The sequence below is a fragment of the Acidovorax radicis N35 genome (assembly GCF_000204195.1).
GTDB classification, from domain to species: domain Bacteria; phylum Pseudomonadota; class Gammaproteobacteria; order Burkholderiales; family Burkholderiaceae_C; genus Acidovorax; species Acidovorax radicis.
The window spans coordinates 1-25,505 of record NZ_AFBG01000021.1 but is presented as its reverse complement, the minus strand read 5'-3'; the positions used below and the strand labels follow the sequence as shown (position 1 = coordinate 25,505).

General features: G+C 64.2%; 22 protein-coding genes, 1 rRNA gene and 1 pseudogene. 19 read left to right on the top strand and 5 right to left on the bottom strand.

Translation table 11 applies throughout. The features are described from left to right. Positions 1-6: 6 nt before the first annotated feature. The gene (locus ARADN35_RS0117130; protein WP_010464249.1) at positions 7-927 is read right to left on the bottom strand and encodes a phosphoribosylaminoimidazolesuccinocarboxamide synthase; all 921 of its coding nucleotides are present in this window, start codon (positions 925-927) and stop codon (positions 7-9) included. A 246-nt stretch (positions 928-1,173) separates the two neighbouring features. Here ARADN35_RS0117130 and ARADN35_RS0117125 point away from each other — a divergent pair, with 246 nt between their 5' ends. From ARADN35_RS0117125 to hprK, 4 genes are all read left to right on the top strand, one after another. Next, a complete protein-coding gene (locus ARADN35_RS0117125; protein WP_010464247.1) occupies positions 1,174-2,400 on the top strand; it encodes an MFS transporter in 1,227 nt (408 codons plus the stop codon). Between the two features lie 239 nt (positions 2,401-2,639). Further along, the gene (hpf, locus tag ARADN35_RS0117120; protein WP_010464246.1) at positions 2,640-2,975 is read left to right on the top strand and encodes a ribosome hibernation-promoting factor, HPF/YfiA family; all 336 of its coding nucleotides are present in this window, start codon (positions 2,640-2,642) and stop codon (positions 2,973-2,975) included. A 113-nt stretch (positions 2,976-3,088) separates the two neighbouring features. Then, complete coding sequence (locus tag ARADN35_RS0117115; protein ID WP_010464244.1) at positions 3,089-3,556, top strand: PTS sugar transporter subunit IIA; 468 nt, start codon at positions 3,089-3,091, stop codon at positions 3,554-3,556. A 35-nt stretch (positions 3,557-3,591) separates the two neighbouring features. Continuing rightward, positions 3,592-4,548: an HPr(Ser) kinase/phosphatase gene (gene hprK / locus ARADN35_RS0117110; protein ID WP_010464242.1), complete on the top strand. Its 957-nt coding sequence runs from the start codon at positions 3,592-3,594 to the stop codon at positions 4,546-4,548. Positions 4,549-4,693: 145 nt separating this feature from the next. On the opposite strand, the gene fur is transcribed toward hprK, so the two are convergent. Continuing rightward, positions 4,694-5,110, bottom strand: a complete 417-nt coding sequence (gene fur, locus ARADN35_RS0117105) for a ferric iron uptake transcriptional regulator (protein WP_010464241.1) — start codon at positions 5,108-5,110, stop codon at positions 4,694-4,696. An 89-nt stretch (positions 5,111-5,199) separates the two neighbouring features. Here fur and ARADN35_RS0117100 point away from each other — a divergent pair, with 89 nt between their 5' ends. The 6 genes from ARADN35_RS0117100 (at position 5,200) to ARADN35_RS0117075 (ending at position 11,193) form a co-directional block, all read left to right on the top strand. Next, on the top strand, positions 5,200-5,760 hold the full coding sequence (locus ARADN35_RS0117100; protein WP_010464238.1) for an outer membrane protein assembly factor BamE: 561 nt from the start codon (positions 5,200-5,202) through the stop codon (positions 5,758-5,760). Between the two features lie 66 nt (positions 5,761-5,826). Then, a complete protein-coding gene (gene dapB, locus ARADN35_RS0117095) occupies positions 5,827-6,672 on the top strand; it encodes a 4-hydroxy-tetrahydrodipicolinate reductase (protein WP_029414124.1) in 846 nt (281 codons plus the stop codon). Between the two features lie 14 nt (positions 6,673-6,686). Next, entirely contained in the window at positions 6,687-7,370 is a 684-nt protein-coding gene (locus ARADN35_RS0117090) for a MotA/TolQ/ExbB proton channel family protein (protein ID WP_010464234.1), read from the top strand. 23 nt (positions 7,371-7,393) lie between these two features. Further along, positions 7,394-7,843 (top strand): ExbD/TolR family protein, encoded by a 450-nt coding sequence (locus ARADN35_RS0117085; protein WP_010464232.1) that lies wholly within the window; start codon positions 7,394-7,396, stop codon positions 7,841-7,843. Positions 7,844-7,978: 135 nt separating this feature from the next. Continuing rightward, a complete protein-coding gene (gene leuS, locus ARADN35_RS0117080; RefSeq protein WP_010464230.1) occupies positions 7,979-10,690 on the top strand; it encodes a leucine--tRNA ligase in 2,712 nt (903 codons plus the stop codon). A gap of 5 nt (positions 10,691-10,695) precedes the next feature. Next, entirely contained in the window at positions 10,696-11,193 is a 498-nt protein-coding gene (locus ARADN35_RS0117075; RefSeq protein ID WP_010464229.1) for an LPS-assembly lipoprotein LptE, read from the top strand. A 187-nt stretch (positions 11,194-11,380) separates the two neighbouring features. Here ARADN35_RS0117075 and rocF read toward each other — a convergent pair whose 3' ends face one another. Next, a complete protein-coding gene (gene rocF, locus ARADN35_RS0117070) occupies positions 11,381-12,331 on the bottom strand; it encodes an arginase (RefSeq protein ID WP_010464227.1) in 951 nt (316 codons plus the stop codon). Between the two features lie 197 nt (positions 12,332-12,528). Between rocF and holA the strand changes: the two genes are divergently transcribed. After that, positions 12,529-13,584, top strand: a complete 1,056-nt coding sequence (gene holA, locus ARADN35_RS0117065) for a DNA polymerase III subunit delta (RefSeq protein ID WP_010464225.1) — start codon at positions 12,529-12,531, stop codon at positions 13,582-13,584. A gap of 110 nt (positions 13,585-13,694) precedes the next feature. Here the strand turns inward: holA and ARADN35_RS0117060 are convergent, their stop codons facing one another. Together ARADN35_RS0117060 and ARADN35_RS28570 are read right to left on the bottom strand one after the other, a co-directional pair. Next, the gene (locus ARADN35_RS0117060; RefSeq protein WP_010464224.1) at positions 13,695-13,976 is read right to left on the bottom strand and encodes a hypothetical protein; all 282 of its coding nucleotides are present in this window, start codon (positions 13,974-13,976) and stop codon (positions 13,695-13,697) included. 84 nt (positions 13,977-14,060) lie between these two features. Continuing rightward, positions 14,061-14,206: pseudogene (locus ARADN35_RS28570) on the bottom strand (dodecin family protein). 234 nt (positions 14,207-14,440) lie between these two features. Here ARADN35_RS28570 and ARADN35_RS0117050 point away from each other — a divergent pair. The 8 genes from ARADN35_RS0117050 to ARADN35_RS0117015 all read left to right on the top strand — a co-directional run. Further along, the gene (locus tag ARADN35_RS0117050; RefSeq protein ID WP_029414123.1) at positions 14,441-15,721 is read left to right on the top strand and encodes a glutamate-5-semialdehyde dehydrogenase; all 1,281 of its coding nucleotides are present in this window, start codon (positions 14,441-14,443) and stop codon (positions 15,719-15,721) included. A 60-nt stretch (positions 15,722-15,781) separates the two neighbouring features. After that, positions 15,782-17,245, top strand: a complete 1,464-nt coding sequence (trkA, locus tag ARADN35_RS0117045) for a Trk system potassium transporter TrkA (protein WP_010464216.1) — start codon at positions 15,782-15,784, stop codon at positions 17,243-17,245. Positions 17,246-17,272: 27 nt separating this feature from the next. Continuing rightward, complete coding sequence (locus ARADN35_RS0117040) at positions 17,273-18,739, top strand: TrkH family potassium uptake protein (protein ID WP_010464214.1); 1,467 nt, start codon at positions 17,273-17,275, stop codon at positions 18,737-18,739. Positions 18,740-18,843: 104 nt separating this feature from the next. Continuing rightward, positions 18,844-20,139, top strand: coding sequence for a glutamate--cysteine ligase (gene gshA / locus ARADN35_RS0117035; protein WP_010464212.1), 1,296 nt, complete (start codon positions 18,844-18,846; stop codon positions 20,137-20,139). Positions 20,140-20,422: 283 nt separating this feature from the next. Next, a complete protein-coding gene (locus ARADN35_RS0117030; protein ID WP_010464210.1) occupies positions 20,423-22,291 on the top strand; it encodes a potassium transporter Kup in 1,869 nt (622 codons plus the stop codon). A 136-nt stretch (positions 22,292-22,427) separates the two neighbouring features. After that, the gene (locus ARADN35_RS0117025) at positions 22,428-23,606 is read left to right on the top strand and encodes a benzoate/H(+) symporter BenE family transporter (protein WP_010464208.1); all 1,179 of its coding nucleotides are present in this window, start codon (positions 22,428-22,430) and stop codon (positions 23,604-23,606) included. Between the two features lie 98 nt (positions 23,607-23,704). Beyond that, on the top strand, positions 23,705-24,661 hold the full coding sequence (gshB, locus tag ARADN35_RS0117020; RefSeq protein ID WP_010464206.1) for a glutathione synthase: 957 nt from the start codon (positions 23,705-23,707) through the stop codon (positions 24,659-24,661). A 545-nt stretch (positions 24,662-25,206) separates the two neighbouring features. Next, a 16S ribosomal RNA gene (locus ARADN35_RS0117015) occupies positions 25,207-25,505 on the top strand; the annotation flags it as partial.

Sequence of the window (25,505 nt, the reverse complement as noted above, 5' to 3'; positions counted from 1 at the left end):
GACAGGTCAGGCCGTCAGCCGTTCCAGCGCTTCACGGTACTTGGCGGCGGTTTTTTCGATGACTTCGCGCGGCAGGCGGGGGGCGGGCGCGGTCTTGTCCCAAGGCTTGCCGTTCACCTGCGCCTGTTCGAGCCAGTCGCGCACGAATTGTTTGTCGTAGCTCGGTGGGTTCTGGCCGGCGGCGAGAGCTGCTTCGTAGCCTTCCACCGGCCAGTAGCGCGAGCTGTCGGGCGTGAGCACTTCATCCATCAGCACCAGCGTGCCATCGGGCGCCAGGCCAAACTCGAACTTGGTGTCGGCAATGATCATGCCTTTGGTGAGTGCGATCTCGGCTGCGGCTTTGTAGATCGCAATGCTCAGGTCGCGGATGCGGGTGGCCAGGTCGAGGCCAATCATTTCGACCGTGCGCTCGAACGTGATGTTTTCGTCGTGTTCACCCATCGCGGCTTTGGCGGCCGGGGTGTAGATGGGCTCGGGCAGCTTCGCGGCATTGGTCAGCCCTTCGGGCAGCGGCACGCCGCAGACCGAGCGCGATTCCTGGTATTCCTTCCAGCCGCTGCCGGCCAGGTAGCCGCGCACCACGGCTTCGACGGGGATGGGCTGCAGCCGCTGCACGAGCATGGACCGGCCACGGATCTGTGCCGCTTCTTCCGGGGATACCGCGCTTTCCGGAGCGTCGCCCGTCAGGTGATTGGGGCAGATATACCCGAGCTTGTCGAACCAGAACAGCGCCATCTGCGTGAGCAGCTCGCCCTTGCCCGGAATGGGCTCGCCCATGATCACGTCGAAGGCCGAAAGGCGGTCGCTGGCCACCATCAGGATGCGGTCGTCGCCCACGGCGTAGTTGTCACGCACCTTGCCGCGTGCCAGCAGGGGCAGCGACGTGAGGGCGGAGGTGTGCAGGGCGTTGGAGCTGGGCTGGGTCATGGTGTCGGTGTGGGCGATCGATGTGCGCTGCAGACAGGCCGAAAAACGGGGAGTGAGGCGCGGGAGCGGGTGAAGTTGTCACTGCGTTCGCGCAGCTTGCGGATTTTACGCGCGAGCCCGAAGCGTGCCTGCGGCGGGGGGGCGAACGGCGCCTGCGTGGAGGGCGGGCGATGCCCAGCGCGCGGGCCGCCCTTGCGGCACACTGTGTGGCCCTGAAGCTGACCGGGCCACCTTTGGCCACTCCCTGTGCCCTCACCCCCTGTACTCACCCCGCGCCGCGAACTGTGGCTGCTGCTCACCCTGGCGGGCATCCAGTTCACCCACATCCTGGACTTCATGATCATGATGCCGCTGGGCCCTCGGTTCACGCAGCTGTTTTCCATCAGCGACGCGCAGTTCGGGCTGCTGGTGTCGGCCTATACGCTCTCGGCCGGGGTGTCGGGCTTGCTGGCCTCCACCTACATCGACCGGTTTGGGCGCAAGCGCCTGATGCTGGTGTTGTATGTGCTGTTCGGGCTGGCCACGCTGGCCTGCGGCGTGGCACCTACTTACGGCACGCTGATGGTGGCGCGCATTCTGGCGGGGGCGTTCGGGGGCGTGTTGTCGGCCTTGTCGCAAACCATCGTGGCCGATGTGGTCCCGTTCGAGCGGCGCGGCCGGGCGATGGGCATCGTGATGACCTCTTTCTCCGTGTCCACCGTGGCGGGTGTTCCGCTGGGGCTGATCCTTGCCGAGCATGGGGGCTGGAACATGCCGTTCATTGCGATTGCCGCGATGGTGGGGGTGCTGGCCGTGCTGGCGGCGCGCACCATGCCCGCGATGACGGCCCATGTGCAGGCGGCCAGCGGCAGAACGGCGCTGGGTGGCATCGGCCAAGTGCTCGCAGATCCGAACCACCGCTGGGCGTTCCTGTTCTCTGCGTTGCTCATGTTTACAGGTTTTACGGTGATTCCCTACATCACCATCTACATGCAGACCAATGCAGGCGTGCGGGCCGATCAGATTCCATGGGCCTACCTGTGCGGGGGTGTCGCGACCCTGTTCACCGCCCGCCTGTTTGGCGGGTTGACGGACCGGCTCGGCAAGGTGCGAACGTTTCGCGGGCTGGCCCTGGCTGCGGCGCCCTGCCTGCTGGGCATCACGCTGGTGCAGGGCTTGCCGCTGTGGGGGGTGCTGGCGGTGTCCACCCTGATGTTTGCCTTCGTGAGCGGCCGGATGATTCCCGGCATGGCCATCGTTGCCTCCGCGGCGCAGGCGCCGTTGCGTGGCACCTTCATGACCCTGAACGCATCGGTGCAGTCCGCCGCCATGGGCGCGGCGTCTTTGGTGGGCGGGATGCTGATCAGCCGCGATGCGCAAGGGCTGGTGCAGAACTACTGGGTGGCTGCGCTGGTGGGCATTACAGCGAGCCTGTTGTCGATGCTGGTGGTGGGGCGGTTGACGCTGCATGGTGCGGCGCCTTCAGGGCGCTGAGCCAAGGCCCGCTGTCTTGGGGCGTGTGCTGCCTGTCAACTCAGCCATTGTGCGCGCTTTCCGGGCGCCTGGCACCTTGGCGGGCATAACCCAGCGGGCGGGGGCGGAATGGGATTGCTTTTCAGCAAGGGCAGGGGCATAGTGACTTCACGTCAACGGGATGCATCCAAGTTCGCCGGGCCGCTCCTCTGATCCAGGGCGGCGTTTCTTCCACAGAGAGTGTTACAGGAGACTTATTTATGAACCTGACGATCAGCGGTCACCACCTCGAAGTTACCCCAGCCTTGCGCAACTACGTCACCACCAAGCTGGACCGGATCACCCGCCATTTTGACCAAGTTGTCGACGTCAAGGTACTGCTGACGGTAGAGAAGCAAAAGGAGAAGGAAAAGAGGCAGCGAGCGGAATGCAATATCCACGTCAAGGGCAACGACCTGTTTGCCGAGAGTTCCCACGCAGACCTGTATGCCGCCGTGGATGAGTTGGTGGACAAGATGGACCGCCAGGTCGTGCGCCACAAGGACCGACTGCAGGACCACCACCACGAAGCCGCCAAGCGCGAACTGCACGCTTGATGCGCCAGCCCTGAGCCTGGCACAGCAGCCGCCCCTTTTGGGCGGTTTTTTTGTTGCCCACAGCGCCGCGCTCAGGGTTTTCGCCAATATGTGCATAATTGTTACCCTTGACCATGAACCGACTCGCCTCCATCCTGCCTTCCGCTCAAGTGCTTGTGAGCGTGGACGCCACCAGCAAGAAGCGTGCTTTTGAAGAAGCGGGTCTGCTGTTCGAGAGCCAACACGGCCTCTCGCGTGCGTTGATCACCGACAGCCTTTTTGCGCGTGAGCGCCTGGGCTCCACCGGTCTGGGCCATGGCGTGGCCATTCCCCACGGGCGCATCAAGGGGCTGAAAGCGCCCATGGCGGCCGTGTTCCAGCTGCTGAATCCGATTGGGTTCGATGCCCCGGACGAGTTGCCTGTGGGCCTGCTCATTTTTCTGCTGGTGCCCGAAGCGGCCACCCAGAAGCACCTTGAAATCCTGTCCGAGATTGCCGAACTGCTCAGCGATTCATCCCTGCGTGAAAGGCTCAAGGCCTGCACCGATGCCGCCGAACTGCACGGCATGATTGCGGGCTGGCAGTCCACGCAAACGGCCTGAGCCCAACGGGCGCTGCGCACTTTCGCTGATTCGCCGTGAAACCCAATGTTGTCAGTGCCGATGTTCTTTTTGAGGAATTTCGCGGCCCCCTGAAGTGGGAGTGGGTGGCCGGGCTGGGGGCTTCCGAGCGACGCTTTGACGAAGTGGCCGTGCGGTCCGCGCGCTCCGGGGCCGATCTGGTCGGCTACCTCAATTACATCCATCCCTACCGCGTCCAGATCCTGGGCGAGCGCGAGATTGCCTATCTCGGCAGCGCTTCGCCCGACGATTGCAAGCGCCGCATCGCACGCATCGTGACGCTGGAGCCGCCCGTGCTGGTGCTGGCCGACAACCAGACCGCACCTGACGCGCTGGTGTCGATGTGCGAGCGCGCGCAGATCCCGATGTTCTCCACGCACGAGTCGTCGGCCTTCGTGATCGACGTGTTGCGGGCCTACCTGTCCAAGCACTTCGCCGACCGCACCACCATGCACGGTGTGTTCATGGACATTCTGGGCCTGGGCGTGATGATCACGGGCGAGTCGGGCCTGGGCAAGAGTGAACTCGGCCTGGAGCTGATCTCGCGCGGCAACGGCCTCGTGGCCGACGATGCGGTGGACCTGTTCCGCATCAACCAGACCACCATCGAAGGCAAGTGCCCCGAGCTGCTGCAGAACCTGCTGGAAGTGCGCGGCATTGGTCTGTTGGACATCCGTGCCATCTTTGGCGAGACGGCCGTGCGCCGCAAGATGCGTCTGAAGCTCATCGTGCACCTGGTGCGCAAGGAAACGCTGGAGCGCGACTACGAGCGCTTGCCCTACGAGCCGCTCACCCAGGACGTGCTGGGCGTGCCCGTGCTCAAGGTGGTGATCCAGGTGGTGGCCGGCCGCAACATCGCCGTGCTGGTGGAAGCTGCAGTGCGCAACACCATCCTGCAATTGCGCGGCATTGATACCTACCAGGAATTTGTGGAGCGGCACCGCCGCGCCATGGAGCGCGACACCGGCGTCTGACGCAGGCGTCTGGACGATGAGACTGGCGCTGCATGTGCCAGCGTCCCCGCGCAAAGGCCACCGAGCGCGTATACGGCGCGCTGCTTGCGTGCTCCGCGGGGGCGTCCCCATCAGGGGGATGGCACCAGCGCCTAGGGGGGTGGCCTTATTTACTTGCGCAGTTTGCGCATTGGCCATACAGGGCCATGGTGTGGTCTTGCACCAGCCACCCCTTGGCCTTGGCCACGGCCTGCTGGCGCTTTTCAATTTCCGGGTCGTAAAACTCTTCGACCTTGCCGCAGGATGTGCAGATGAAGTGGTCGTGGTGCTGCCCTTCATTGAGCTCGTACACCGCCTTGCCACTCTCGAAATTGCTGCGGATCAGGATGCTTGCCTGCTCGAACTGCGTGAGCACACGGTAGACGGTGGCCAGCCCGATGTCCGAGCGCTCTTCCAGCAGCACCCGGAACACATCTTCCGCCGTCATGTGGCGCTGTCCGCCCTTCTGGAAAATCTCCAGAATCTTCAGGCGGGGCAGGGTGGCCTTGAGTCCCGTGCTTTTGAGTTCGTCGATGTTGGTCATGGCATGGTCTTTCGGGATGCGGGCCTTGGCCTCAAGGTTGGAAGGCCTGCCGCTACAATGGGGCGATCATATCCTCAGCCCTTTTACCCATGCCCGTCAAAGCCCGTTGCAGCGCCCGCCTGGGCCTGGTCCTCTTGATCGGTGCCAGCGTGGCCGCCCTGGCCGGTTGCAGCAGCCTGGATGGCGCCAGTACCCGCATCGCCAGCATTGTCACTCCCTACAAAATCGACGTGGTGCAGGGCAACTTTGTGTCGCGCGAGCAGGTCGAGGCACTGCAGCCCGGCATGAGCCGCCAGCAGGTGCGCGAGATCCTGGGCACGCCGCTGGTCACCAGCCTGTTCCATGCGGACCGCTGGGAATACGTGTTCACGCTCAAGCGCCCGGGTCAAGAGGTTCAGACCCGCAAGCTGACCGTGTACTTCAAGGGGGATGGGCTGGACCGCTCCGAAGGCGACCCGATGCCCACCGAGACCGAATTCGTGGCCACGCTGGGCTCGCGTGGCTCCAAGGGCAAGGTGCCCGTGCTGGAGGCCACACCGGAGCAACTGGCCCGCTACCCTGCGTCCCAGCGGCCATCTGCCTCCCCGACGGCGGCGCCGCTGGAGCCCGCATCCGTCAGCTATCCACCGCTTGAAGCGCCCGCCCGCTGATTCTTGCGGTCTGGCAACGGGTAGATGGATGTCTGCCGCACTTCAACGTCAACGTACAGGACACTCATGACAGGGACCCCTTCGCCTGCCCCCACATCCACGCCCTCGCGCGCCCTCCGTGTCGCCGTCGCCGGTGCATCCGGCCGCATGGGCCGCATGTTGATCGAGGCCCTTCGTGCCAGTGACGACTGTGTGCTGGCGGGCGCGCTGGACGTGCCGTCCAGCCCAGGCATTGGTTCGGATGCCACCGCCTTTCTCGGCCATGCCAGCGGCGTCACCATCACGGCCGACATTGCTGCGGGCCTGAAAAATACCGACGTCCTGATCGATTTCACGCGCCCCGAAGGCACCCTGGCCCACCTGGCCGTGTGCAGCGAACTCGGGGTGAGGGCCGTGGTTGGCACCACGGGCTTCACCGACGCGCAGAAGGCTGAGATTGCCGTTTTTGCCCAGCGCACCGCCATCGTCATGGCACCCAACATGAGCGTGGGCGTGAACGTTACGCTCAAGCTGCTGCAGATGGCGGCGAAGGCCATGGCCACGGGTTACGACATCGAGATCATCGAAGCCCACCACCGCCACAAGGTGGATGCGCCCTCGGGCACTGCGCTCAAGATGGGCGAGGTGATTGCCGACGCCATGGGGCGCGACCTCAAGGAGTGTGGTGTGTACGCCCGCGAAGGCGTCACGGGCGAGCGCGACCCGTCCAGCATTGGTTTTGCCACCATCCGCGGCGGCGATATCGTGGGCGACCACACCGTGCTGTTTGCCGGCATCGGCGAGCGCATCGAGATCACGCACAAGTCCTCCAGCCGCTCCACCTATGCGCAGGGCAGCCTGCGTGCAGTGCGGTTCCTCGCCGGGCACAAGACGGGCATGTTCGACATGTTCGATGTGCTGGGCTTGAACTAGGCCGCTGGCTTTCCATGGACGCCCTTCATTGGTGGCGCCAGGGCGATGCGGTGACCCAGGGCGCGGCCCTGGTGCTCTTGGCCATGTCGGTGGCCAGTTGGGTGGTCATTGTCTGGAAGCTGCGGCTCATGCGCCAGGCCAGTGCCGATGTGGCCCGCTGCACGGCGGCGTTCTGGCAGGCCCCATCCATGGAGCTTGCAGCGCAACGTTTGCAGTCTTTTGACCGCGCTGCGCTTGTCCTGCCGCTGGTTGTTGCTGCAAATTCAATAGCAAATTATTCCAGCCCCACTGGGCAGGCCACCCTGGCTGCCGCAGGCAGCCTGTCGCAGCGGCTCACCCGCGTGCTGCGCGACGCCTTGCACGACGTGCTCGGGCGCCTGCAGTTCGGCCAGGTGCTGCTGGCCACGGTGGGCTCCACCGCACCGTTCGTGGGGCTGCTGGGCACCGTGTGGGGCATTTACCATGCGCTGACCGCCATGGCAGGCGCGGGCCAAATCACCATCGACCGCGTCTCCGGCCCCGTGGGCGAAGCGCTGGTGATGACGGCGGCCGGGCTGGCCGTGGCGATCCCCGCCGTGTTGGCCTACAACGTGTTTGGTCGCCTGATTGGCCGCATCGAGGCGGACCTGGAAGGCTTTGCGCGCGATCTGCGCGAACTGCTGATCGACACGGCGCCGCCCGCCGATTCGCGGTCCTGAATCCCTGGAGGTCTGCTTCAGCCATGGCCTTCGGAAGACTCGAACGCACCACGGGGCCCCAGCCCATGAGCGACATCAACATGACGCCGCTGGTGGATGTGATGCTGGTGCTGGTGGTCATTTTTATTCTCACGGCACCACTCATGGCCAGTTCCATCCGGCTTGAGCTGCCACGCGCCGAGGGTGCCACTCCTGGAGCGGCGCCACAGTTCGTCACGCTGGTGGTCGATGCGTCGGGCCAGGCCTTTCTGCAGGATGAGCCCCTGTCGCAGCCCGCGCTGGCTGAGCGCCTGCGCCGCATCGGCGCCGAACGGCCCGACACCGAAATCCAGCTGCGTGCCGATGCGGCCGTGCCCTATGGGCGTGTGGTCGAGGTCATGGGCGCGGCGCACCTGGCTGGGCTGCAGCGCATCGGTTTTGTTGCCGAGCCACAGTCCGCAGGGGGGCCGCCAGCCCCTGCCAAAGCCCCCTGAAACCGCCGTGCGCCGTCGAGCCAACCGGTCTGCGCAGGCCACTGGCGGCGGTGGGCGCGAAATGCGGTGCCTGACAGCCTAAAATCTGCGCAGCGCGGCCCTGCGACCACACCCCCCTCTCACCCCCGAGCCCCCATGCAAGACAAATACTCCCCCCAAGACGTCGAGCGCGCCGCGCACGACCACTGGACCGCCACCGACGCCTACCGCGTGACGGAAGACAACAACAAGAAGAAGTTCTACGCCTGCTCGATGCTGCCCTACCCCAGCGGCAAGCTGCACATGGGCCATGTGCGCAACTACACCATCAACGACATGCTCACGCGCTACCTGCGCATGAACGGCCACAACGTGCTCATGCCCATGGGCTGGGACGCGTTCGGCCTGCCGGCCGAGAACGCAGCGCTGAAAAACGGCGTGCCCCCCGCCAAGTGGACGTACGAGAACATCGCGTACATGAAGCAGCAGATGCAGGCCATGGGCCTGGCCATCGACTGGAGCCGCGAAGTCGCCACCTGCGACCCTACGTACTACAAGTGGAACCAGTGGCTGTTTTTGAAGATGCTGGAAAAGGGCATTGCCTACCGCAAGACCCAGGTCGTGAATTGGGACCCGGTGGACCAGACCGTGCTGGCCAACGAGCAGGTGATCGACGGCAAGGGCTGGCGCACTGGTGCCACGGTGGAAAAGCGCGAGATCCCCGGCTACTACCTCAAGATCACCGACTACGCCGACGAGCTGCTTGATTTCGTGACCGGCGACAAGCTGCCTGGCTGGCCCGAGCGCGTGAAGCTGATGCAGGAGAACTGGATCGGCAAGAGTGAAGGCGTGCGTTTTGCCTTCACGCACGACATTCGCGGTGACGACGGCGCGCTGATCGGCGACGGCAAGATGTACGTGTTCACCACGCGCGCCGACACCATCATGGGCGTGACCTTCTGCGCCGTGGCGCCCGAGCACCCGCTGGCCACCCATGCCGCCAAGACCAACCCTGCATTGAAAGCTTTCATCGAAGAGTGCAAGAGCGGCGGCACGACCGAGGCCGAACTGGCCACGCAGGAAAAGAAGGGCCAACCCACGGGCCTGTTTGTCACGCACCCCCTGACCGAAGAACAGGTCGAGGTCTGGGTGGGCAACTACGTGCTGATGGGCTACGGCGATGGCGCCGTGATGGGCGTGCCCGCGCACGATGAGCGCGATTTTGCTTTCGCCCTCAAGTACGACCTGGAGATCAAGCAGGTGGTGCTGGTCGATGGCGAGCACTTCGACTACCACCAGTGGAACGACTGGTACGGCGACAAACAGCGCGGTGTCACCATCAACTCCGATAGCTTCAGCGGTCTGCACTACAAGGAGGCCGTGGCGGCCGTGGCCCACGCTCTGCAGGCCAAGGGCCTGGGCGAGACCAAGACCACCTGGCGCCTGCGCGATTGGGGCGTGAGCCGCCAGCGCTATTGGGGCACGCCCATCCCCATCATCCATTGCGATGAACACGGTGCCGTGCCCGTGCCCGAGAAGGATCTGCCGGTGGTGCTGCCCACCGACTGCGTGCCCGACGGCTCGGGCAATCCGCTGCACAAGCACGAAGGCTTCCACGCCGGTGTGACCTGCCCCGTGTGCGGCAAGGCCGCACGCCGCGAAACCGACACCATGGACACCTTCGTGGACAGTTCCTGGTACTTCATGCGGTATTGCGATCCCAAAAACAACGATGCGATGGTGGCTGACGGCACGGCCTACTGGATGCGCGATCCGCAGGCGGCCAAGGGCGGCAGCGGGATGGACCAGTACATCGGCGGTATTGAGCATGCCATCCTGCACTTGCTGTACGCCCGCTTCTGGACCAAGGTCATGCGCGACCTGGGCCTGGTGACGGTGGACGAGCCTTTCACGAAGCTGCTCACGCAGGGCATGGTGCTCAACCACATCTACTTCTGGCGCGATGAAAAGGGTGGCAAGAACTACTTCCCGCCGGAAGCCGTCACGCAGGTGCTGGATGCGCAGGGGCGGATCGTGGGCGGCCGGCTGACCGAGGCCGAAGGCCAGTATCCCCAAGGCCTGCAGCTGGAATACGGCGGTGTGGGCAAGATGGGCAAGACCGAGCGCAATGGTGTCGATCCGCAGGACCTGATCGCCAAGTACGGCGCCGACACGGCCCGCCTGTACACCATGTTCACCGCCCCGCCCGAAGCCACGCTGGAGTGGAACGATGCGGCCGTGGAGGGCAGCTACCGATTCCTGCGCCGCGTATGGAACTTCGGGCTCAAGCTGTCTGCTATGGATATGGAAGCGGCTACCGCAAGCGTGGCAAGCGCCAGCAGCCTGAAAGAGGTCGAATTTGGCAAAGAAGCCAAGGCCCTGCGCCTGGAGATCCACACCGTGCTCAAGCAGGTGGACTACGACTACCAGCGCATGCAGTACAACACCGTGGTCTCGGGCGCGATGAAGATGATCAACGCGCTCGAAGACTTCAAGGCCACCGACTCGGCCGGCGCCCAGGTGGCGCTGATCGAAGGTTTTGGCATCCTGCTGCGCTGCCTGTACCCGGCCACCCCCCACGTCGCCCACAGCCTCTGGAGCGGCCTGGGCTATGCGGCCGAGCTGGGCGACCTGCTGGACGCGCCCTGGCCCAAGGTGGATGCGCATGCGCTGGTGCAGGACGAGATCGAACTCATGCTGCAGGTCAACGGCAAGCTGCGTGGCTCCATCCATGTGCCTGCGCAGGCCGACAAGGCCGAGATCGAACGGATTGCCCTGGCCAGCGAGGCGTTTGTGGCCCAGGCCGCAGGCGCGGTGCCCAAGCGCGTCATCGTGGTGCCCGGTCGCCTCGTGAACGTGGTCGTGTAACCGTCATGAACAAGCGCACACTGCTCTCCCTCGCGCCCGTGGCCCTGCTGTCCGCCTGCGGCTTTCGGCTGCGGGGCGTGCCCGAGTTCGGGTTTGACTCGCTCTACATCGCGGCGCCTGCGGGCTCGCCCCTCGCGCGGGAGCTGCAGCGCACGCTGGAGGGTTCGGGCGGCAAGTTGCAGCTGCTGCGCGACCCGGCGTCCATGCCCACCGCCCAGGCCATCCTGGACCTGCTGCAGGAGCAGCAGGAGCGCGCCGTGGTGGGGCTCAACGCGTCCGGCCAGGTGCGCGAACTGCAGCTGCGCCTGCGCATCAGGTTCCGGCTGCGCACCCCGGCAGGTGCTGAACTGATTCCCGAGACCGAACTGCTGCAGCAGCGCGACATCAGCTACAACGAAACCATCGCCCTGGCCAAGGAGGCCGAAGAGGCGCTGCTGTACCGCGATATGCGGACCGACCTGGTGCAGCAGCTCATGCGCCGCCTGGCTGCCGCAAAGCGCTGAGCCCAGGGCGTGGGGCTGTGGCCTCCTGTCGGTAGTGCACCGCGGTGCAGCTTGCAGCGATAGCGCCGTGCCGGGCGCCGGCGACGGGCGAGGCACAGGCGAGGACATAGTCTCCCTTCCCGCATCGCGCAGCGATACGAGAGAAGAGCTGCCGCCGCTGGCGGCCAGCACTGGGCGGCGCAGCCGCTCAGGGGGATGTCCGCATCAGCGTGCTCTTGCCAAACAGCGACTCCACTAGGTCCACCGCCAGCACGGCCGTGCGGTTGCGCACATCGAGCGCGGGGTTGAGTTCCACAATGTCCAGCGACGCCAGGCGCCCGCTGTCGGCAATCATCTCCATGCACAGTTGCGCCTCGCGGTAGGTAGGGCCGCCAGGCACCGTGGTGCCCACGCCGGGCGCGATGTCGGGGTCCAGAAAATCCACGTCAAAGCTCACATGCAGATGGGTCTGGGCGTCCAGCCCGGCCAGCGCCTGCTGCATGGTCTGGCGCATGCCCACCTCGTCGATGTAGCGCATGTCGAAGACTTCCAGACCTTGCTCGTGCACGAAGCGTTTTTCGCCCGCATCGACGCTGCGGATGCCGATCTGGCGGATCTGGTCGGGGCGCAATGCGGCGCCACCCCCCGGCATCTGGGCCAGCCCGGTCAGCGCCTCGGGGCCAAAACCACACAGGCAGGCCACGGGCATGCCGTGCACATTGCCGCTGGGGGTCAGCGCGCTGGTGTTGAAGTCGGCATGGGCATCGAGCCACAGCACGCGCAGTTTTTTGCCCGCCTCCGCGCAGTAGCGCGCCACGGCACCGATGCTGCCCAGGCCCAGGCAGTGGTCGCCGCCCAGCAGGATGGGCAGGTGGCCCAGCTGCAACTCGGCATACACCGCATCGAACACGCGCTGGTTCCATTCCACCACCTCGGGCAGGTGGCGGTAGCCGTCCACGGGCGGTAGCCAGGGGTTGGCCGGGCCACTCAAGTTGCCCCGGTCGAATACCTGCAGCCCGTGCGATTCCAGCGCCGCCTGCAGTCCCGCCACACGCAGGGCCTCGGGCCCCATCGAGGCGCCGCGCGCCCCGGCGCCGATGTCGGTGGGGGCGCCGATCAGGCTGGTGGGCTGGGCGCTGCGCAGGGCTGTGGGGGGCATGGTGCAAGGGCTTTCGGAGAGGGCTAGGGGATCGATGCGGGCGGTGCGGGCGCGGGCGCCCGGGAGAATTCTCGGGGCTTTGGGCGCCAATGAACAGTAAAAGAGCTGATCAGTCCGTGGCCTCCATCGCGCACTGTGTGGGGAGAACCTGGCAGTTTGTGCAAGGGGCCGCGTGGCAAGGCGATAAACTTTGCCGCATGCAAGTCGCCCTGGCCCAACTCTCACCGCATCTTCAACGGGGCCTGTCGCCGCTTTACGTGCTGCACGGCGACGAACCCTTGCTGCAGCAGGAGGCGGCCGACACCATCCGCGCCACGGCCCGTGCCCAGGGTTATACCGAACGGACTTCGTACACGGTAGCAGGTGCTCACTTTGACTGGAGCGCCGTGCTGGCTGCAGGCGGCAGTTTGAGTTTGTTTGCCGACAAGCAGATCGTCGAGATCCGCATCCCCTCGGGCAAGCCCGGCAAGGATGGCAGCGTGGCGCTGCAGCAGATTGCTGAATCCGCCAAGGGCAACGACAGCACGCTCACGCTGGTGATGCTGCCGCGCCTGGACAAGGCCACACGCACCGGGGCCTGGTTTGCGGCGCTCGAGTCCAGCGGCACCTCGATCCAGATCGACCCCATCGAGCGCGGCATGTTGCCGCAGTGGATTGCCCAGCGCCTGGCCGCCCAGGGCCAGCGCGTGGTGGCGGGCGAAGAGGGCCAGCGCACGCTGCAGTTCTTTGCCGACCGCGTGGAGGGCAACCTGCTGGCCGCGCACCAGGAGATCCAAAAACTGGCCCTGCTACATCCGGCGGGTGAACTGACGCAGGCTCAGGTCGAAGCCGCCGTGCTCAACGTGGCCCGCTACGATGTGTTCAAGCTCTCCGAATCGGTGCTCGCCGGGCAAACGGGCCGCGTGCAGCGCATGCTCGATGGCCTGCAGGCCGAAGGCGAGGCCGAGGTGCTGGTGCACTGGGCGCTGGCCGAAGACATCCGGGCCTTGAAGCGCGTGAAAGACGCCATGAACGCGGGACGCCCCTTGCCCATGGCCCTGCGCGAGAACCGCATCTGGGGCCCCAAGGAGCGATTGTTCGAGCGCATCCTGCCCAAGGCCAGCGATGCGGCGCTGGCGCGGCTGCTGCAGTCGGCCCACACGGTCGATGGCATCGTCAAAGGCCTCAAGCAGCCCGATTGGCCGACCGATGGGTGGCAGGCACTGCAGCGGCTGGCGTTTCAGCTGTGTCGCCTGACGCAGGCAGCACGCTAAGCCCCATCGTTGGGCGTCAGGGTTTTGGCATTTTTTGGCCCCTGGCGCTTATCTGGTAAGCGCTGGTAGCTATCAAATAAGTAGTTTTTGACCGCATCCAGGCGTGTGGCTCAAGGCTGCTCCAGCATCCCCCGCGCCTTATCTACCCACATCCGCAAACTGTCGAGCAAGTCTTTCTGGCTGAACGAGCAGCTTTCTTCGGAGAAGAGTGCACTGGATTCGAGTCGGTCCAGCAGGTCATGCAGCACGGTTGCATATCGGGGCGGTAGCGCTGCAAGGAGCGCAGTCTGCGCACGGGCTTCGGCGCTGAAGGTGGCAGGACGGACGTCACCGCGCTGCAGGGCCACCAAGGAGGTGTCCAGCGCGTGCAATTGAAGGGCGGCATTCGACATGCGCCGAATTATCTCCGCCGGGCGGCGAAAAAGCCGGTCCGCCGGATAGCGGGCCTGGTGCCCGCGGACCCAGCAATTCGTTGATTATTTGTCGGCGAGTACGAAAGTGACCTGCATGTTCACCCGGTAGCTCGTGATGCGGCCGCCTTCGATGGAGACCTGCTGTTCCTTGATCCATGCGCCGCGCACGTTGTCAATGGTGTCGCACGCCCTGCAATGCCTTGGTTCATGGCGTCCTCGAAACTGGTTTCGCTGGTGGCGCTGATTTCAATAACTTTGGCGACGCTCATGGGAGTTCCTAAAAGTGGGCAGAAGCCGCCATGCTAGGAATCCTGCGTTCGGCAGGCTGTGGGACAAGGGCGCCTTGCGGCGTCAGCGTGGGCAATGGGGGCGCCCGGCTGGCGAAGGGCCGCCCATAAAAGGCGAATGCAGCCCGCGATGGGCATCTGCGGCAAAATCGCCCAATGAACGCCCTTAACGTTGCTGAATACACGCACACCCTCGGATTCCAGGCAAAAACGGCCTCAGCGCTGATGGCCAAAGCGCCAGCAGCTATCAAAAACAAAGCATTGAAGGCCCTGGCCCGCCTGCTGCGCGAGAACGTGGACGCGCTGCAGATCGACAATGCCCGCGATCTGGAGCGCGCCCGCGCCGCAGGCCTGGCCGAGCCGATGGTCGACCGGCTGAAACTCAGCCCCAAGGTGCTGGAAACCTGCGCCGAAGGCTGTGAGCAGCTGGCCGCCATGCTCGACATCATTGGTGAGATCCTGGGCATGAAACAGCAGCCCAGCGGCATCCGCGTGGGGCAGATGCGCGTGCCGATCGGCGTGTTCGGCATGATCTACGAGAGCCGCCCCAACGTGACCATCGAGGCGGCCAGCCTCAGCATCAAGAGCGGCAATGCTTGCATCCTGCGGGGCGGCTCAGAGGCCATCGACTCCAACAAGGCGCTGGCCAAGCTGGTGCAGCAGGCGCTGGCCGAGGCGGGCCTTCCGCAGGACGCGGTGCAACTGGTGCAGACCACCGACCGCGAGGCCGTGGGCCAGCTCATCACCATGCCGCAGTTCGTGGACGTGATCATTCCGCGCGGCGGCAAGGGCCTGATCGAGCGCATCAGCCGCGATGCCAAGGTGCCCGTGATCAAGCACCTGGACGGCAACTGCCACACGTACGTGGACGACCCCTGCGACATCGCCATGGCGGTGAAGGTGGCCGACAACGCCAAGACGAACAAGTACAGCCCCTGCAACGCGAGCGAGGGCCTGTTGGTGGCGCGTGGTGTGGCGGCGGAATTTCTGCCCCAGATCGGCGCGGTGTACGCCGCCAAGGGCGTGGAGATGCGCGGCTGCACCGAGTCGCTGGCGATCCTGGCCGCTGTGCCCGGCGCCCAGCTGGTGCCCGCCACCGAGCAGGACTGGAGCGAGGAATACCTGGCCCCGATCATCAGCGTGAAGATCGTGGCCGGTGTGGACGAAGCCATTGCCCACATCAACCAGTATTCGAGCCACCACACCGACGCCATCCTCACCACCAACCACGTGCACGCCCAGCGGTTCCTGCGCGAGGTGGATTCGGCCAGCGTCATGGTGAATGCGAGCACGCGATTCGCAGATGGCTTCGAGTACGGGCTGGGCGCCGAGATCGGCATCAGCACCGACAAGTTTCATGCGCGCGGCCCCGTGGGGCTGGAAGGCCTGACCTCGCTGAAGTATGTGGTTCTGGGCGACGGTGAAGTGCGGGTTTGATTTGCTCCTAATTCAATAGCTTCTGGCGTCTATCAATAAAGCGCTAGCAGCCAATTTGGCATGAAAATCATCATCCTCGGAGCGGGTCGCGTCGGTCAGAGCGTGGCGGACAGCCTGGTGTCCGAACGCAACGACATCACCGTGATCGACACCGACGCCGCGCGGCTGCGCGACCTGGAGTCGCGCTTCGACTTGCGGGGCGTGGTGGGCAACGGCATCGAGCCAGCCGTGCTGGCCGAAGCGGGCGCACAGGACACGGATCTCCTGATCGCCTGCGCCGCCCAGGACGAGACCAACCTGGTGTGCTGCAAGATCGCGCAGCTGCTGTTCAACGTTCCCAAGCGCATCGCGCGGGTGCGCTCCACCGGTTTCGAGTGCGAGGAGCGGTTGCTGGGCCCCGACGGTTTTGGCGTGGACCGCATCATCTGCCCCGAGGAGTCGCTGACCCGCTACATCCGCAAGCTCATCGAGTACCCCGAGGCCATGCAGGTGCGTGAATTTGCCGGCGGCCGCGCCAGCCTGGCATCCGTGCGGGCGCGCGCGGGGGCGCCCATGGTCGGTCACACCATCGGGGCGCTGCGCGAGAGCGCCCCCGACATGGCCATGCGCATGGTGGCCATCTACCGGCGGTTTCCCGATGAGCCCGACCGCTTCATCGCCTGCGACGGCAGCACCCGCATCGAGCCGGGGGATGAGGTGTTTGTTCTGGCCGCCCATGAGCACATCGCCAATGTGCTGGCGGCCTTGCACCGCCCCGCCGCGCAGCAGCCCCAGCCCGTGCGCCGCATCATGATTGCGGGCGGCGGCCGCGTGGGCCTGCGGCTGGCGCGCCAGCTCAGCCAGACGGGTGGGCGCTTTCACATCAAGATCATCGAAGACCACGCGGACCGCTGCGTGGAGCTGGCGTCGGCCTTGCCGTCCGACGTGCTGGTGCTGCAGGGCGACACCACCGACGAAGACCTGCTGGGCGACGAGGGCATCGAGGAGGTGGACCTGTTCCTTGCGCTCACCGACGACGACGAGGACAACATCATGTCCTGCCTGCTGGCCAAGCGCATGGGCGCGAGCCGGGTGCTCGCCCTCATCAACCGCCGCAGCTATGCCGACCTGATGCACGGCACGCAGATCGACATTGCGCTGTCGCCCGCGCAGGCCATGCTGGGCGAGCTGCTGGCCTATGTGCGCCAGGGCGACGTGCAGGCGGTGCACAGCCTGCGCCGGGGCGTGGCCGAGGCGCTGGAGATCGTGGCGCGCGGCGACCGCAAAAGCTCGCGCGTGGTGGGCCGCAAGGTGAGTGATCTGCAGTTGCCGCGCGACGTGCACATCGGCCTGATCGTGCGCGGGCTGCCGGACGCATTGGACGCCACAGGCACTGCCACCGCCAGCCTGCGCGAGCCCGAGGTCATCATCCCGCGCAGCGCGACGGTGATCGAGAGCAATGACCACGTGGTGTTCTTCCTGCCCAACAAGCGGCTGGTGCGTGACGTGGAAAAACTCTTCCGCGTGAGCGCGACTTTTTTCTGACCCGGCCCCAGGCTTCGCGAGACCCCCATGACGGACATGTTTCCCGTTCTGCGCGTGCTGGGCATCCTGGTGATGATCTTTTCCTTGTCCATGGGGCTGCCGCTGGCGGTGTCGCTGTGGACGCGCGACGGCGTCTGGCATGTGTACCCGCTGGCCATGGGCGCCACGCTGCTGGCGGGCGCATGGCTGTGGTGGCGGCTGCGGCTGTTTCGGCAAGAGCTGCAACCGCGCCATGGCGTGATGCTGGTCTCGCTGGTGTGGATGCTGCTGCCCCTGTCGGCCGCGTTGCCGCTGATGCTGGCGGGGCACCACACCGGGCATCCGCTGTCGTTCACGCACGCCTATTTCGAGGCGGTGTCGGGGCTCACCACCACCGGCTCCACCGTGCTCGCGGGCCTGGATGCCATGCCGGTTTCGGTGAATGTGTGGCGCACTTTCCTCCAGTGGATGGGCGGCATGGGCATCCTGATCCTGGCCGTGGCCGTGTTGCCCTTGCTGGGCGTGGGCGGCAGCCAGCTGTTCAAGGCCGAGGCGGCGGGGCCCTTGAAAGACACCAAGCTCACGCCGCGCATGACCGGCACGGCCAAGGGGCTGTGGGGCGTGTACGCATTGTTCTCCGTGTTGTGTGGCCTGGCTTTCTGGGCGGCAGGCATGGAGCCGCTGGATGCGCTGATGCACATGTTTGCCACCGTGAGCCTAGGCGGGCTGTCCTCGCACGACCTGAGCTTCGGGTATTTCCAGTCGCCCCTGCTGGAGGCGATCTGCATCGTCTTCATGCTGGTGGCCAGCTGCAATTTCGCGCTGTACTTCGTGGCGTTTCGCAAGGGGCAATGGGGCGGGTTCTGGCGTGACCCGGAGCTGCGGGCCACCTTGTTCTCGCTCATTGGTGGCGGTCTGCTGGTGGCGCTGTTGTTGTGGGTCAAGGGGGTCTACGCACCGCTGGATGCGCTGCGCCACGGTATGTTCAATCTGGTGTCGATGGCCACTACCACGGGTTTCGCCACTGTGGACTACCTGGCTTGGCCGGTGTTCGCGCCCGTGTTCATGCTGCTGCTGTCGGGCGTGGCGACCAGTGCCGGGTCGACGGGCGGGGGGATCAAGATGGTGCGCATGCTCATCCTCGTCAAGCAGGCGCGCCGCGAGATGAATCGACTGGTGCACCCGCGTGCCGTGCAGCCCGTGCGGCTGGGCGACGCCGTGGTGGACAACCGCGTGATCTTTTCGGTGCTGGCCTTCATGCTGGTCTATGGCGGCACGGTCTTCGGGCTCAGCATGGTGATGCTGCTGACCGATCTGGACCCGGTGACGGCATTTTCGGTGGTGCTGGCCAGCGTGAACTGCGCGGGGCCGGGCCTGGGCAGCGTGGGGCCCGCGTCCAACTATGCGGTGCTGACCGATTTTCAGATCTGGGTGTGCACCTTGGGCATGCTGCTCGGGCGGTTGGAAATCCTGAGCTTCATGGCCCTGCTCACCCCGGCGTTCTGGCGGCGCTGAGCCCGGGGTCTCCGAAAAAGCGGGCGGTCGGACTTGCGAAGGCCCTGTCACGCCCCAACCCTACAATGGATTGCAATCGTTCCCGTCTCCTCTGAAGGCTCCCCATGGTTCCGCATCTCATCACGGCCCTGACCGGGCCGATCAACGAACTCGAACAGCGCGTTCTCGACTCGATGCCCGCCATCGAACGCTGGTTCCGGCTGGAGTGGATGGAGCACACGCCGCCGTTCTACACCTCCGTGGACATCCGCAATGCAGGTTTCAAGCTTGCGCCCGTGGACACCAATCTGTTTCCTGGCGGCTGGAACAACCTGACCAAGGAGATGCTGCCCCTGGCCGTGCAGGCTGCCATGGCCGCCATCGAGAAGATCTGCCCCGAGGCGCGCAACCTGCTGATCATCCCGGAGAACCACACGCGCAACACCTTCTACCTGGCCAATGTGGTGCAGCTGCAGCGCATCTTCAACATGGCGGGCCTGAACGTGCGCGTGGGCTCCATCAGTCCCGAGATCAAGAAGCCCACGCTGATCGAGCTGCCCAACGGCGACACCGTGACGCTGGAGCCCGTGGTGCGCACCAAGCGCCGGCTGGGCCTGAAGGACTTCGACCCCTGCACCATCCTGCTGAACAATGATCTGTCGGCCGGGCCGCCAGGCATCCTGGAAGACATCCACGAGCAGTACCTGCTGCCCCCGCTGCATGCGGGCTGGAGCGTGCGCCGAAAGAGCACCCACTTCAAGAACTACGAAGAGGTGGCCAAGCGCTTCGGCAAGATGCTGGGCATCGACCCCTGGCTCGTCAACCCCATGTACAGCCAGTGCGACGGCGTGGACTTTGCCGAGGACAAAGGCATGGACAAGCTGCAGACCACGGTGGATGCGCTGCTGACCAAGGTGCGCCGCAAGTACAAGGAATACGGCATCAACGAGAAGCCCTTCGTCATCGTCAAGGCCAACAACGGCACCTACGGCATGGGCATCATGACCGTGCGCGACGCCAAGGAACTGGACGCGGTCAACCGCAAGACCAAGAACAAGATGGCGGTCATCAAGGACGGCCAGCCGGTCACCGACCTCATCATCCAGGAAGGCGTGCTGACGCAGGAACGGGTGCACGAGGCCGTGGCCGAACCCGTGGTCTACATGATGGACCGCTACGTGGTGGGCGGCTTCTATCGCATGCACGCCGAGCGCGGCGTGGATGAGAACCTGAACGCCCCGGGCGCAAGTTTTGTGCCCCTTGCCTTCGAGCACAGCACCCATATGCCCCAGCCCGGCATGCGCCCCGGGGTGAGCGCGCCCAACCGCTTCTATATGTATGGCGTGGTGGCGCGCCTTGCGATGCTGGCGGCCAGCTACGAGCTGGAGGCCACCAACCCTGACGCTGAGGTGTACGACTGAATGGGTGCCCCCCGCTGAAGGGACAACGCTCTTGCAGCGGGGTGGTTCTTGCTTGGCGTCTCTTTGTCTGATCGCACCAATTACATAGGCAAGGTGCAGCGTTTTGGGTGCCCAGAAATGTGCGAAGCTGGGTAGGCCTGCCATGTCTATGCCCGGCTGCCAAGGGCAAGTTGTTGCGTTGCAACATGGAGAGATGCCCCCAGGCACTTGATCTGGCTCAGGCGCACAATAGCGTTCCCAAAAGTAACGGAACCCCGTCTGGCCCTGCGCCCGGGGGCGGTCAGTGCAAAGCTCCAAGTCATCGCTCGCAGCGCTCACGCTGGGCGCCATCGGTGTTGTGTATGGCGATATCGGCACCAGCGTGCTGTATGCCATCAAGGAGGTCTTCGGGTCCGGCCATGTGCCGTTCACCCCAGCCAATATCTACGGCATCCTCTCGATTTTCTTCTGGACGCTCACGGTCATTGTTTCGCTGAAGTACGTGGTGCTGGTGCTGCGCGCCGACAACCACGGAGAGGGCGGCCTCATCGCCATGCTGGCGCTGGCGTCGCAGGCGGTCAAAGACAAGCCCCGGCTGCGCGGCGTATTGCTGGCGGTGGGGATCTTCGGGACCTCCCTTTTTTATGGCGACGGCGTCATCACGCCCGCCATTTCGGTGCTGTCGGCGGTGGAAGGGCTGGAAGTGGTCTCTCCCCACTTCAAGCAGTATGTGATTCCCATCACCCTGGTCGTGCTGTTTTGCCTCTTTGCGGTCCAAAAGCGCGGGACGAGTGGCATTGGCAAGTTCTTCGGACCCATCACCCTGGTGTGGTTCGCCACCATTGCCTTGCTGGGGGTCTCCCACATCGTCGGCCACCCCGAGATCCTCTGGGCGCTGAGTCCACACCATGCGCTTGGTTTCATGTGGGCCCATCCGGGCACCAGCTTCATCATTCTGGGCGCGGTGGTGCTGTGCGTGACCGGAGCCGAAGCCCTCTATGCCGATCTGGGCCACTTTGGAAAGCGCCCCATCCGCCTGGCCTGGTTTGGCGTGGCAATGCCGGCGCTCACGCTGAACTACTTTGGCCAGGGGGCGCTGCTGCTGGCCGAGCCCGAGGCGGTCAAGAACCCGTTCTACATGATGGCACCCGACTGGGCGCTGGTCCCGCTGGTCATCATGGCGACCATGGCCACGGTGATCGCATCGCAGGCCCTCATCACCGGCGCGTTCAGCGTGACCAAGCAGGTCATCCAATTGGGCTATTTGCCGCGCCTGAACATCCAGCACACCAGCGTGCGCGACACGGGGCAGATTTACATACCGTTGGTCAATTGGGGGCTGTTTGCCGCCATCGTGCTGGCCGTGGTGATGTTCCGCTCATCCAGCAATCTGGCCGCGGCCTATGGCATCGCCGTGACGCTGGACATGCTGATCACCACCACGCTGACGTTTTTCGTGATCCGTTATGGCTGGGGTTACCCGCTGGCGCTGTGCATCGCGGCCACGGGGTGTTTCTTCGTGGTGGACCTGGCGTTCTTCGCGTCCAATCTGCTCAAGCTGTTCCAGGGCGGCTGGTTCCCGCTGCTGATCGGCGGCATCGTGTTCTCTTTGATGATGACCTGGAAGGAAGGGCGCAGGCTGCTCAATGACAAGCTGCGTGCGGATGCCATCGACCTCAAGGACTTTCTGGAGTCGGTGTTCATCAGCCCCCCGACCCGGGTGGACGGAACGGCCGTCTTCCTCACCGCCGACGTGGGCGCCGTGCCCAATGCGCTGCTGCACAACCTCAAGCACAACAAGGTGCTCCACCAGCAGAACCTGTTCGTGACGGTCCACAACCATGAAACTCCCTGGATCGGGATGGACAAACGGCTGCAGGTCGAGCCGCTGGGCCATGATTGCTGGCAGGTCGTCATCCACTACGGCTTCAAGAACGACCCCGACGTGCCGCGTGCGCTGGAGTTGTTGCGGGGGCGGGGCTGCGAACTGGAGCCCATGACCACCAGCTATTTCCTCTCGCGCGATACGGTCATCCCCACCATGGGTGGTGGCATGGCCCCCTGGCGCGAAAAGCTGTTTGCCCAGATGCACCACAACGCGAGCGGCGCTGCGGACTTCCTGCACCTGCCCAACAACGCCGTGGTCGAACTCGGGTCCAAGATCGAGATCTGAGAGAGTTAGTGGTTTTTTGAGGCTTGGCGCTTATCTATAAAGCGTTATTTGCTATTAAATATGTAGCAATTCGGATGTTTGCCTCGCGAGGCATGCACTGGGTGGCCTGCGGTGGCACGGTGCCAGAATCCCGCCCATGCAATTTTTCAAAGACTTGAGCCTGTCGGCGTTCACTGCGGGGTTCGTGGCAGTGCTGGTGGGCTTCACGAGCTCGGTGGCCATCGTGTTCCAGGCCGCACAGGCGTTTGGCGCCACCCCGGCTCAGGTCACATCCTGGATGTGGGCGCTGGGTCTGGGCATGGGCTTGTGCTCCCTGGTGCCTTCGCTCGTTCTGCGCCAGCCCGTCATGGTGGCCTGGTCCACGCCCGGTGCGGCCGTGCTGGCCACCGCCGGCCTGGCGGGTGGCTTCCACATGGGCGAAGCGGTGGGGGCTTTCATGGTCAGTGCTGCACTCATCATCCTGGTGGGCGTGACACGCTGGTTCGAGCGCGCGATGGGCCGCATCCCCATGGAGATCGCTGCCGCCTTGCTGGCCGGTGTGCTGGCGCGCTTCGGCCTGCAGGCATTTGCCGCTGCCCAGACGGCATTGCCGCTCGTGTTGACCATGTTGGTCGTGTACCTGTTCTCGCGCAAGTTCGCCGCACGCTATGCCGTGGTCATCACGCTGGCGGTGGCCGTGGTGTTCGTGGCCCTGCAAGGACAGATGGCATGGTCCGCCGTGCACCTGGAGCTGGCCATGCCGGTATTCACGGCCCCTCAGTTCAGTCTTGCCGCCACCATCAGCCTGGCCATCCCCCTTTTTGTGGTCACGATGGCGTCGCAGAACCTGCCCGGGGTGGCGGTGATCCGCGCCTCGGGCTACGACCTTCCTGTCTCCCGCCTGATTACGCTGACGGGACTCGCCACCCTGGTCCTGGCGCCGTTTGGCGCCTTCGCGCTGAATTTCAGCGCTATCACCGCCGCGATGTGCATGGGCCCCGAGGCACATGAGGACCGCCGTCGGCGTTATACGGCGGCCGTGTCCTGTGGTGCCTTGTATATAGCGATTGGCTTGTTTGGCGCGGTGATCACGGGTTTGCTGACGGCGTTTCCCAAGGAACTGGTGGTGGCGATCGCGGGGCTTGCCTTGCTGGGCACGATTGGCAATGGCCTGGCGGTGGCTCTGCGCGACGAGTCGCACCGTGAGGCGGCAATGGTTACGTTTCTGGTGACCCTCAGCGGGGTCGTGATCGCCGGAGTCGGATCGGCCTTCTGGGGCGTGGTCGCCGGCAGCTTTGCGCTATTTGTGCAACAGTACAGGCGTTCACCAGCGTGAGGCTCGTGGCGCTTTGCATGCGCCGCACCCAAATCTCTTTCTCTGTCCGCAAGTGATCTGCCATCGGCAGCGCCTGCGCACCTTTCTGACCCGACACCATGAAACTGCTCTTCATTGCCGATCCCCTGCAAAGCTTCAAGATCTACAAGGACACGACCTTCGCCATGATGCGCGAGGCCCAGCGGCGCGGACATACCCTGTCGGTGTGCGAGCCGCAACACATCACCTGGCAGCGTGGCAGCAAGGTGACGGCCCGCGTGTGCGACATCCAACTGACGGGAGACCCGGTGCAGTGGTACACCGCGCAGCCCGTGCACAGTACGCCCCTGGCGGGGTTCGATGCGGTGCTGATGCGCAAGGACCCGCCTTTTGACAGCGAGTATTTTTATGCGACACATCTGCTGGAGCAGGCCGAGCGCGACGGCGCCCGTGTGTTCAACAAGCCCCGGGCGCTTCGCGATCATCCGGAGAAACTGGCGATCATGGAGTTCCCGGAATTTATCGGCCCCACCCTGGTGACACGGGATGCCGCAGACATCCAGCGTTTTCATGCGGAGCACGGGGACATCATTCTCAAGCCGCTCGACGGCATGGGCGGCATGGGAATCTTCCGCGTGGGCCCGGATGGGCTCAATCTGGGAAGCATCACCGAAACCCTGAACCATCACGGCGCGCAGAGCGTCATGGTTCAAAAGTTCTTGCCTGAGATCACCCAAGGGGACAAGCGCGTTCTCATCATTGGCGGGAAACCGGTGTCCTTTTGCCTGGCGCGCATCCCGCAAGGCAGTGAGGTGCGGGGCAATCTGGCTGCAGGGGGCAAGGGCGTGGCGAAGCCGCTTTCGGCGCGGGACTGGGAAATCGGCAACGCACTGGGGCCAGTGCTACAGGCGCGGGGCCTGCTGTTGGCAGGAGTGGATGTGATCGGCGACTGCGTCACCGAGATCAATGTCACCAGCCCAACCTGCTTTCAGGAGATCTTTGACCAGACGGGGTGCGATGTCGCTTCCTTGTTCATCGATGCCCTGGAGGCTGCAATGACAGCCTCTGCCCCATAGCCTTCTGGATTTTTGCAGCCAGATCTTTTTAACCCCCTAAAACTAGTGCTATAGTCGAGGGCTTCGCTACTGAGGCGGTTCTGCAGGAATGCAGGGGGCTGGTGGTTCGGGTGGTGATGGGGCTGAGGCCTTGTTGCTGCAGGGGCTGAGAAGGTGGTGAAGAAAGTTTGGTTTTGAGTTGTAGGTGGTGTAAAAACCGGTATATAATTCAAGGCTTCGCTGAGTAGAGCAGGGTGTTGCAAGACGCTGAGTTTGAAAGGTGATGAAAACGAAAAAGTTTTCAAAAGTTTGACAGTTCTTCAAAAACTGTGCTAGAATTCAAGGCTCAGCTGATCGCAGCTAAGTCGGGAAAGCAAAGAAAGACTTCGGTCTTTGTGAGTGATCCGGTTCATTAAAAATATACAGCCGATAAGCGTGGGCGTTTGATGGCGAGTGCCAAGTTCTTTGGAACTAGTGCTTAGCACTACAAACGCTCATGAGAGAGAAGTGAAGTTCACTTCAATTCTTAATTATGAGTTGCTCGAAAGAGCGAAAAAATCAAGATCGAACTGTAGAGTTTGATCCTGGCTCAGATTGAACGCTGGCGGCATGCCTTACACATGCAAGTCGAACGGTAACAGGTCTTCGGATGCTGACGAGTGGCGAACGGGTGAGTAATACATCGGAACGTGCCCGATCGTGGGGGATAACGGAGCGAAAGCTTTGCTAATACCGCATACGATCTACGGATGAAAGCAGGGGACCGCAAGGCCTTGCGCGGACGGAGCGGCCGATGGCAGATTAGGTAGTTGGTGGGATAAAAGGCTTACCAAGCCGACGATCTGTAGCTGGTCTGAGAGGACGA

Coding starts and splice junctions, on each gene's coding strand:
- gshA (WP_010464212.1), top strand. CDS start 18,844: ATGGTTCCGCATCTCATCACGGCCCTGACCGGGCCGATCAACGAACTC.
- ARADN35_RS0117075 (WP_010464229.1), top strand. CDS start 10,696: ATGAACAAGCGCACACTGCTCTCCCTCGCGCCCGTGGCCCTGCTGTCC.
- ARADN35_RS0117090 (WP_010464234.1), top strand. CDS start 6,687: ATGGACGCCCTTCATTGGTGGCGCCAGGGCGATGCGGTGACCCAGGGC.
- trkA (WP_010464216.1), top strand. CDS start 15,782: ATGAAAATCATCATCCTCGGAGCGGGTCGCGTCGGTCAGAGCGTGGCG.
- rocF (WP_010464227.1), bottom strand. CDS start 12,331: ATGCCCCCCACAGCCCTGCGCAGCGCCCAGCCCACCAGCCTGATCGGC.
- gshB (WP_010464206.1), top strand. CDS start 23,705: ATGAAACTGCTCTTCATTGCCGATCCCCTGCAAAGCTTCAAGATCTAC.
- dapB (WP_029414124.1), top strand. CDS start 5,827: ATGACAGGGACCCCTTCGCCTGCCCCCACATCCACGCCCTCGCGCGCC.
- ARADN35_RS0117130 (WP_010464249.1), bottom strand. CDS start 927: ATGACCCAGCCCAGCTCCAACGCCCTGCACACCTCCGCCCTCACGTCG.
- fur (WP_010464241.1), bottom strand. CDS start 5,110: ATGACCAACATCGACGAACTCAAAAGCACGGGACTCAAGGCCACCCTG.
- ARADN35_RS0117025 (WP_010464208.1), top strand. CDS start 22,428: ATGCAATTTTTCAAAGACTTGAGCCTGTCGGCGTTCACTGCGGGGTTC.
- ARADN35_RS0117085 (WP_010464232.1), top strand. CDS start 7,394: ATGGCCTTCGGAAGACTCGAACGCACCACGGGGCCCCAGCCCATGAGC.
- hpf (WP_010464246.1), top strand. CDS start 2,640: ATGAACCTGACGATCAGCGGTCACCACCTCGAAGTTACCCCAGCCTTG.
- ARADN35_RS0117100 (WP_010464238.1), top strand. CDS start 5,200: ATGCCCGTCAAAGCCCGTTGCAGCGCCCGCCTGGGCCTGGTCCTCTTG.
- ARADN35_RS0117040 (WP_010464214.1), top strand. CDS start 17,273: ATGACGGACATGTTTCCCGTTCTGCGCGTGCTGGGCATCCTGGTGATG.
- leuS (WP_010464230.1), top strand. CDS start 7,979: ATGCAAGACAAATACTCCCCCCAAGACGTCGAGCGCGCCGCGCACGAC.
- holA (WP_010464225.1), top strand. CDS start 12,529: ATGCAAGTCGCCCTGGCCCAACTCTCACCGCATCTTCAACGGGGCCTG.
- ARADN35_RS0117050 (WP_029414123.1), top strand. CDS start 14,441: ATGAACGCCCTTAACGTTGCTGAATACACGCACACCCTCGGATTCCAG.
- ARADN35_RS0117060 (WP_010464224.1), bottom strand. CDS start 13,976: ATGTCGAATGCCGCCCTTCAATTGCACGCGCTGGACACCTCCTTGGTG.
- ARADN35_RS0117115 (WP_010464244.1), top strand. CDS start 3,089: ATGAACCGACTCGCCTCCATCCTGCCTTCCGCTCAAGTGCTTGTGAGC.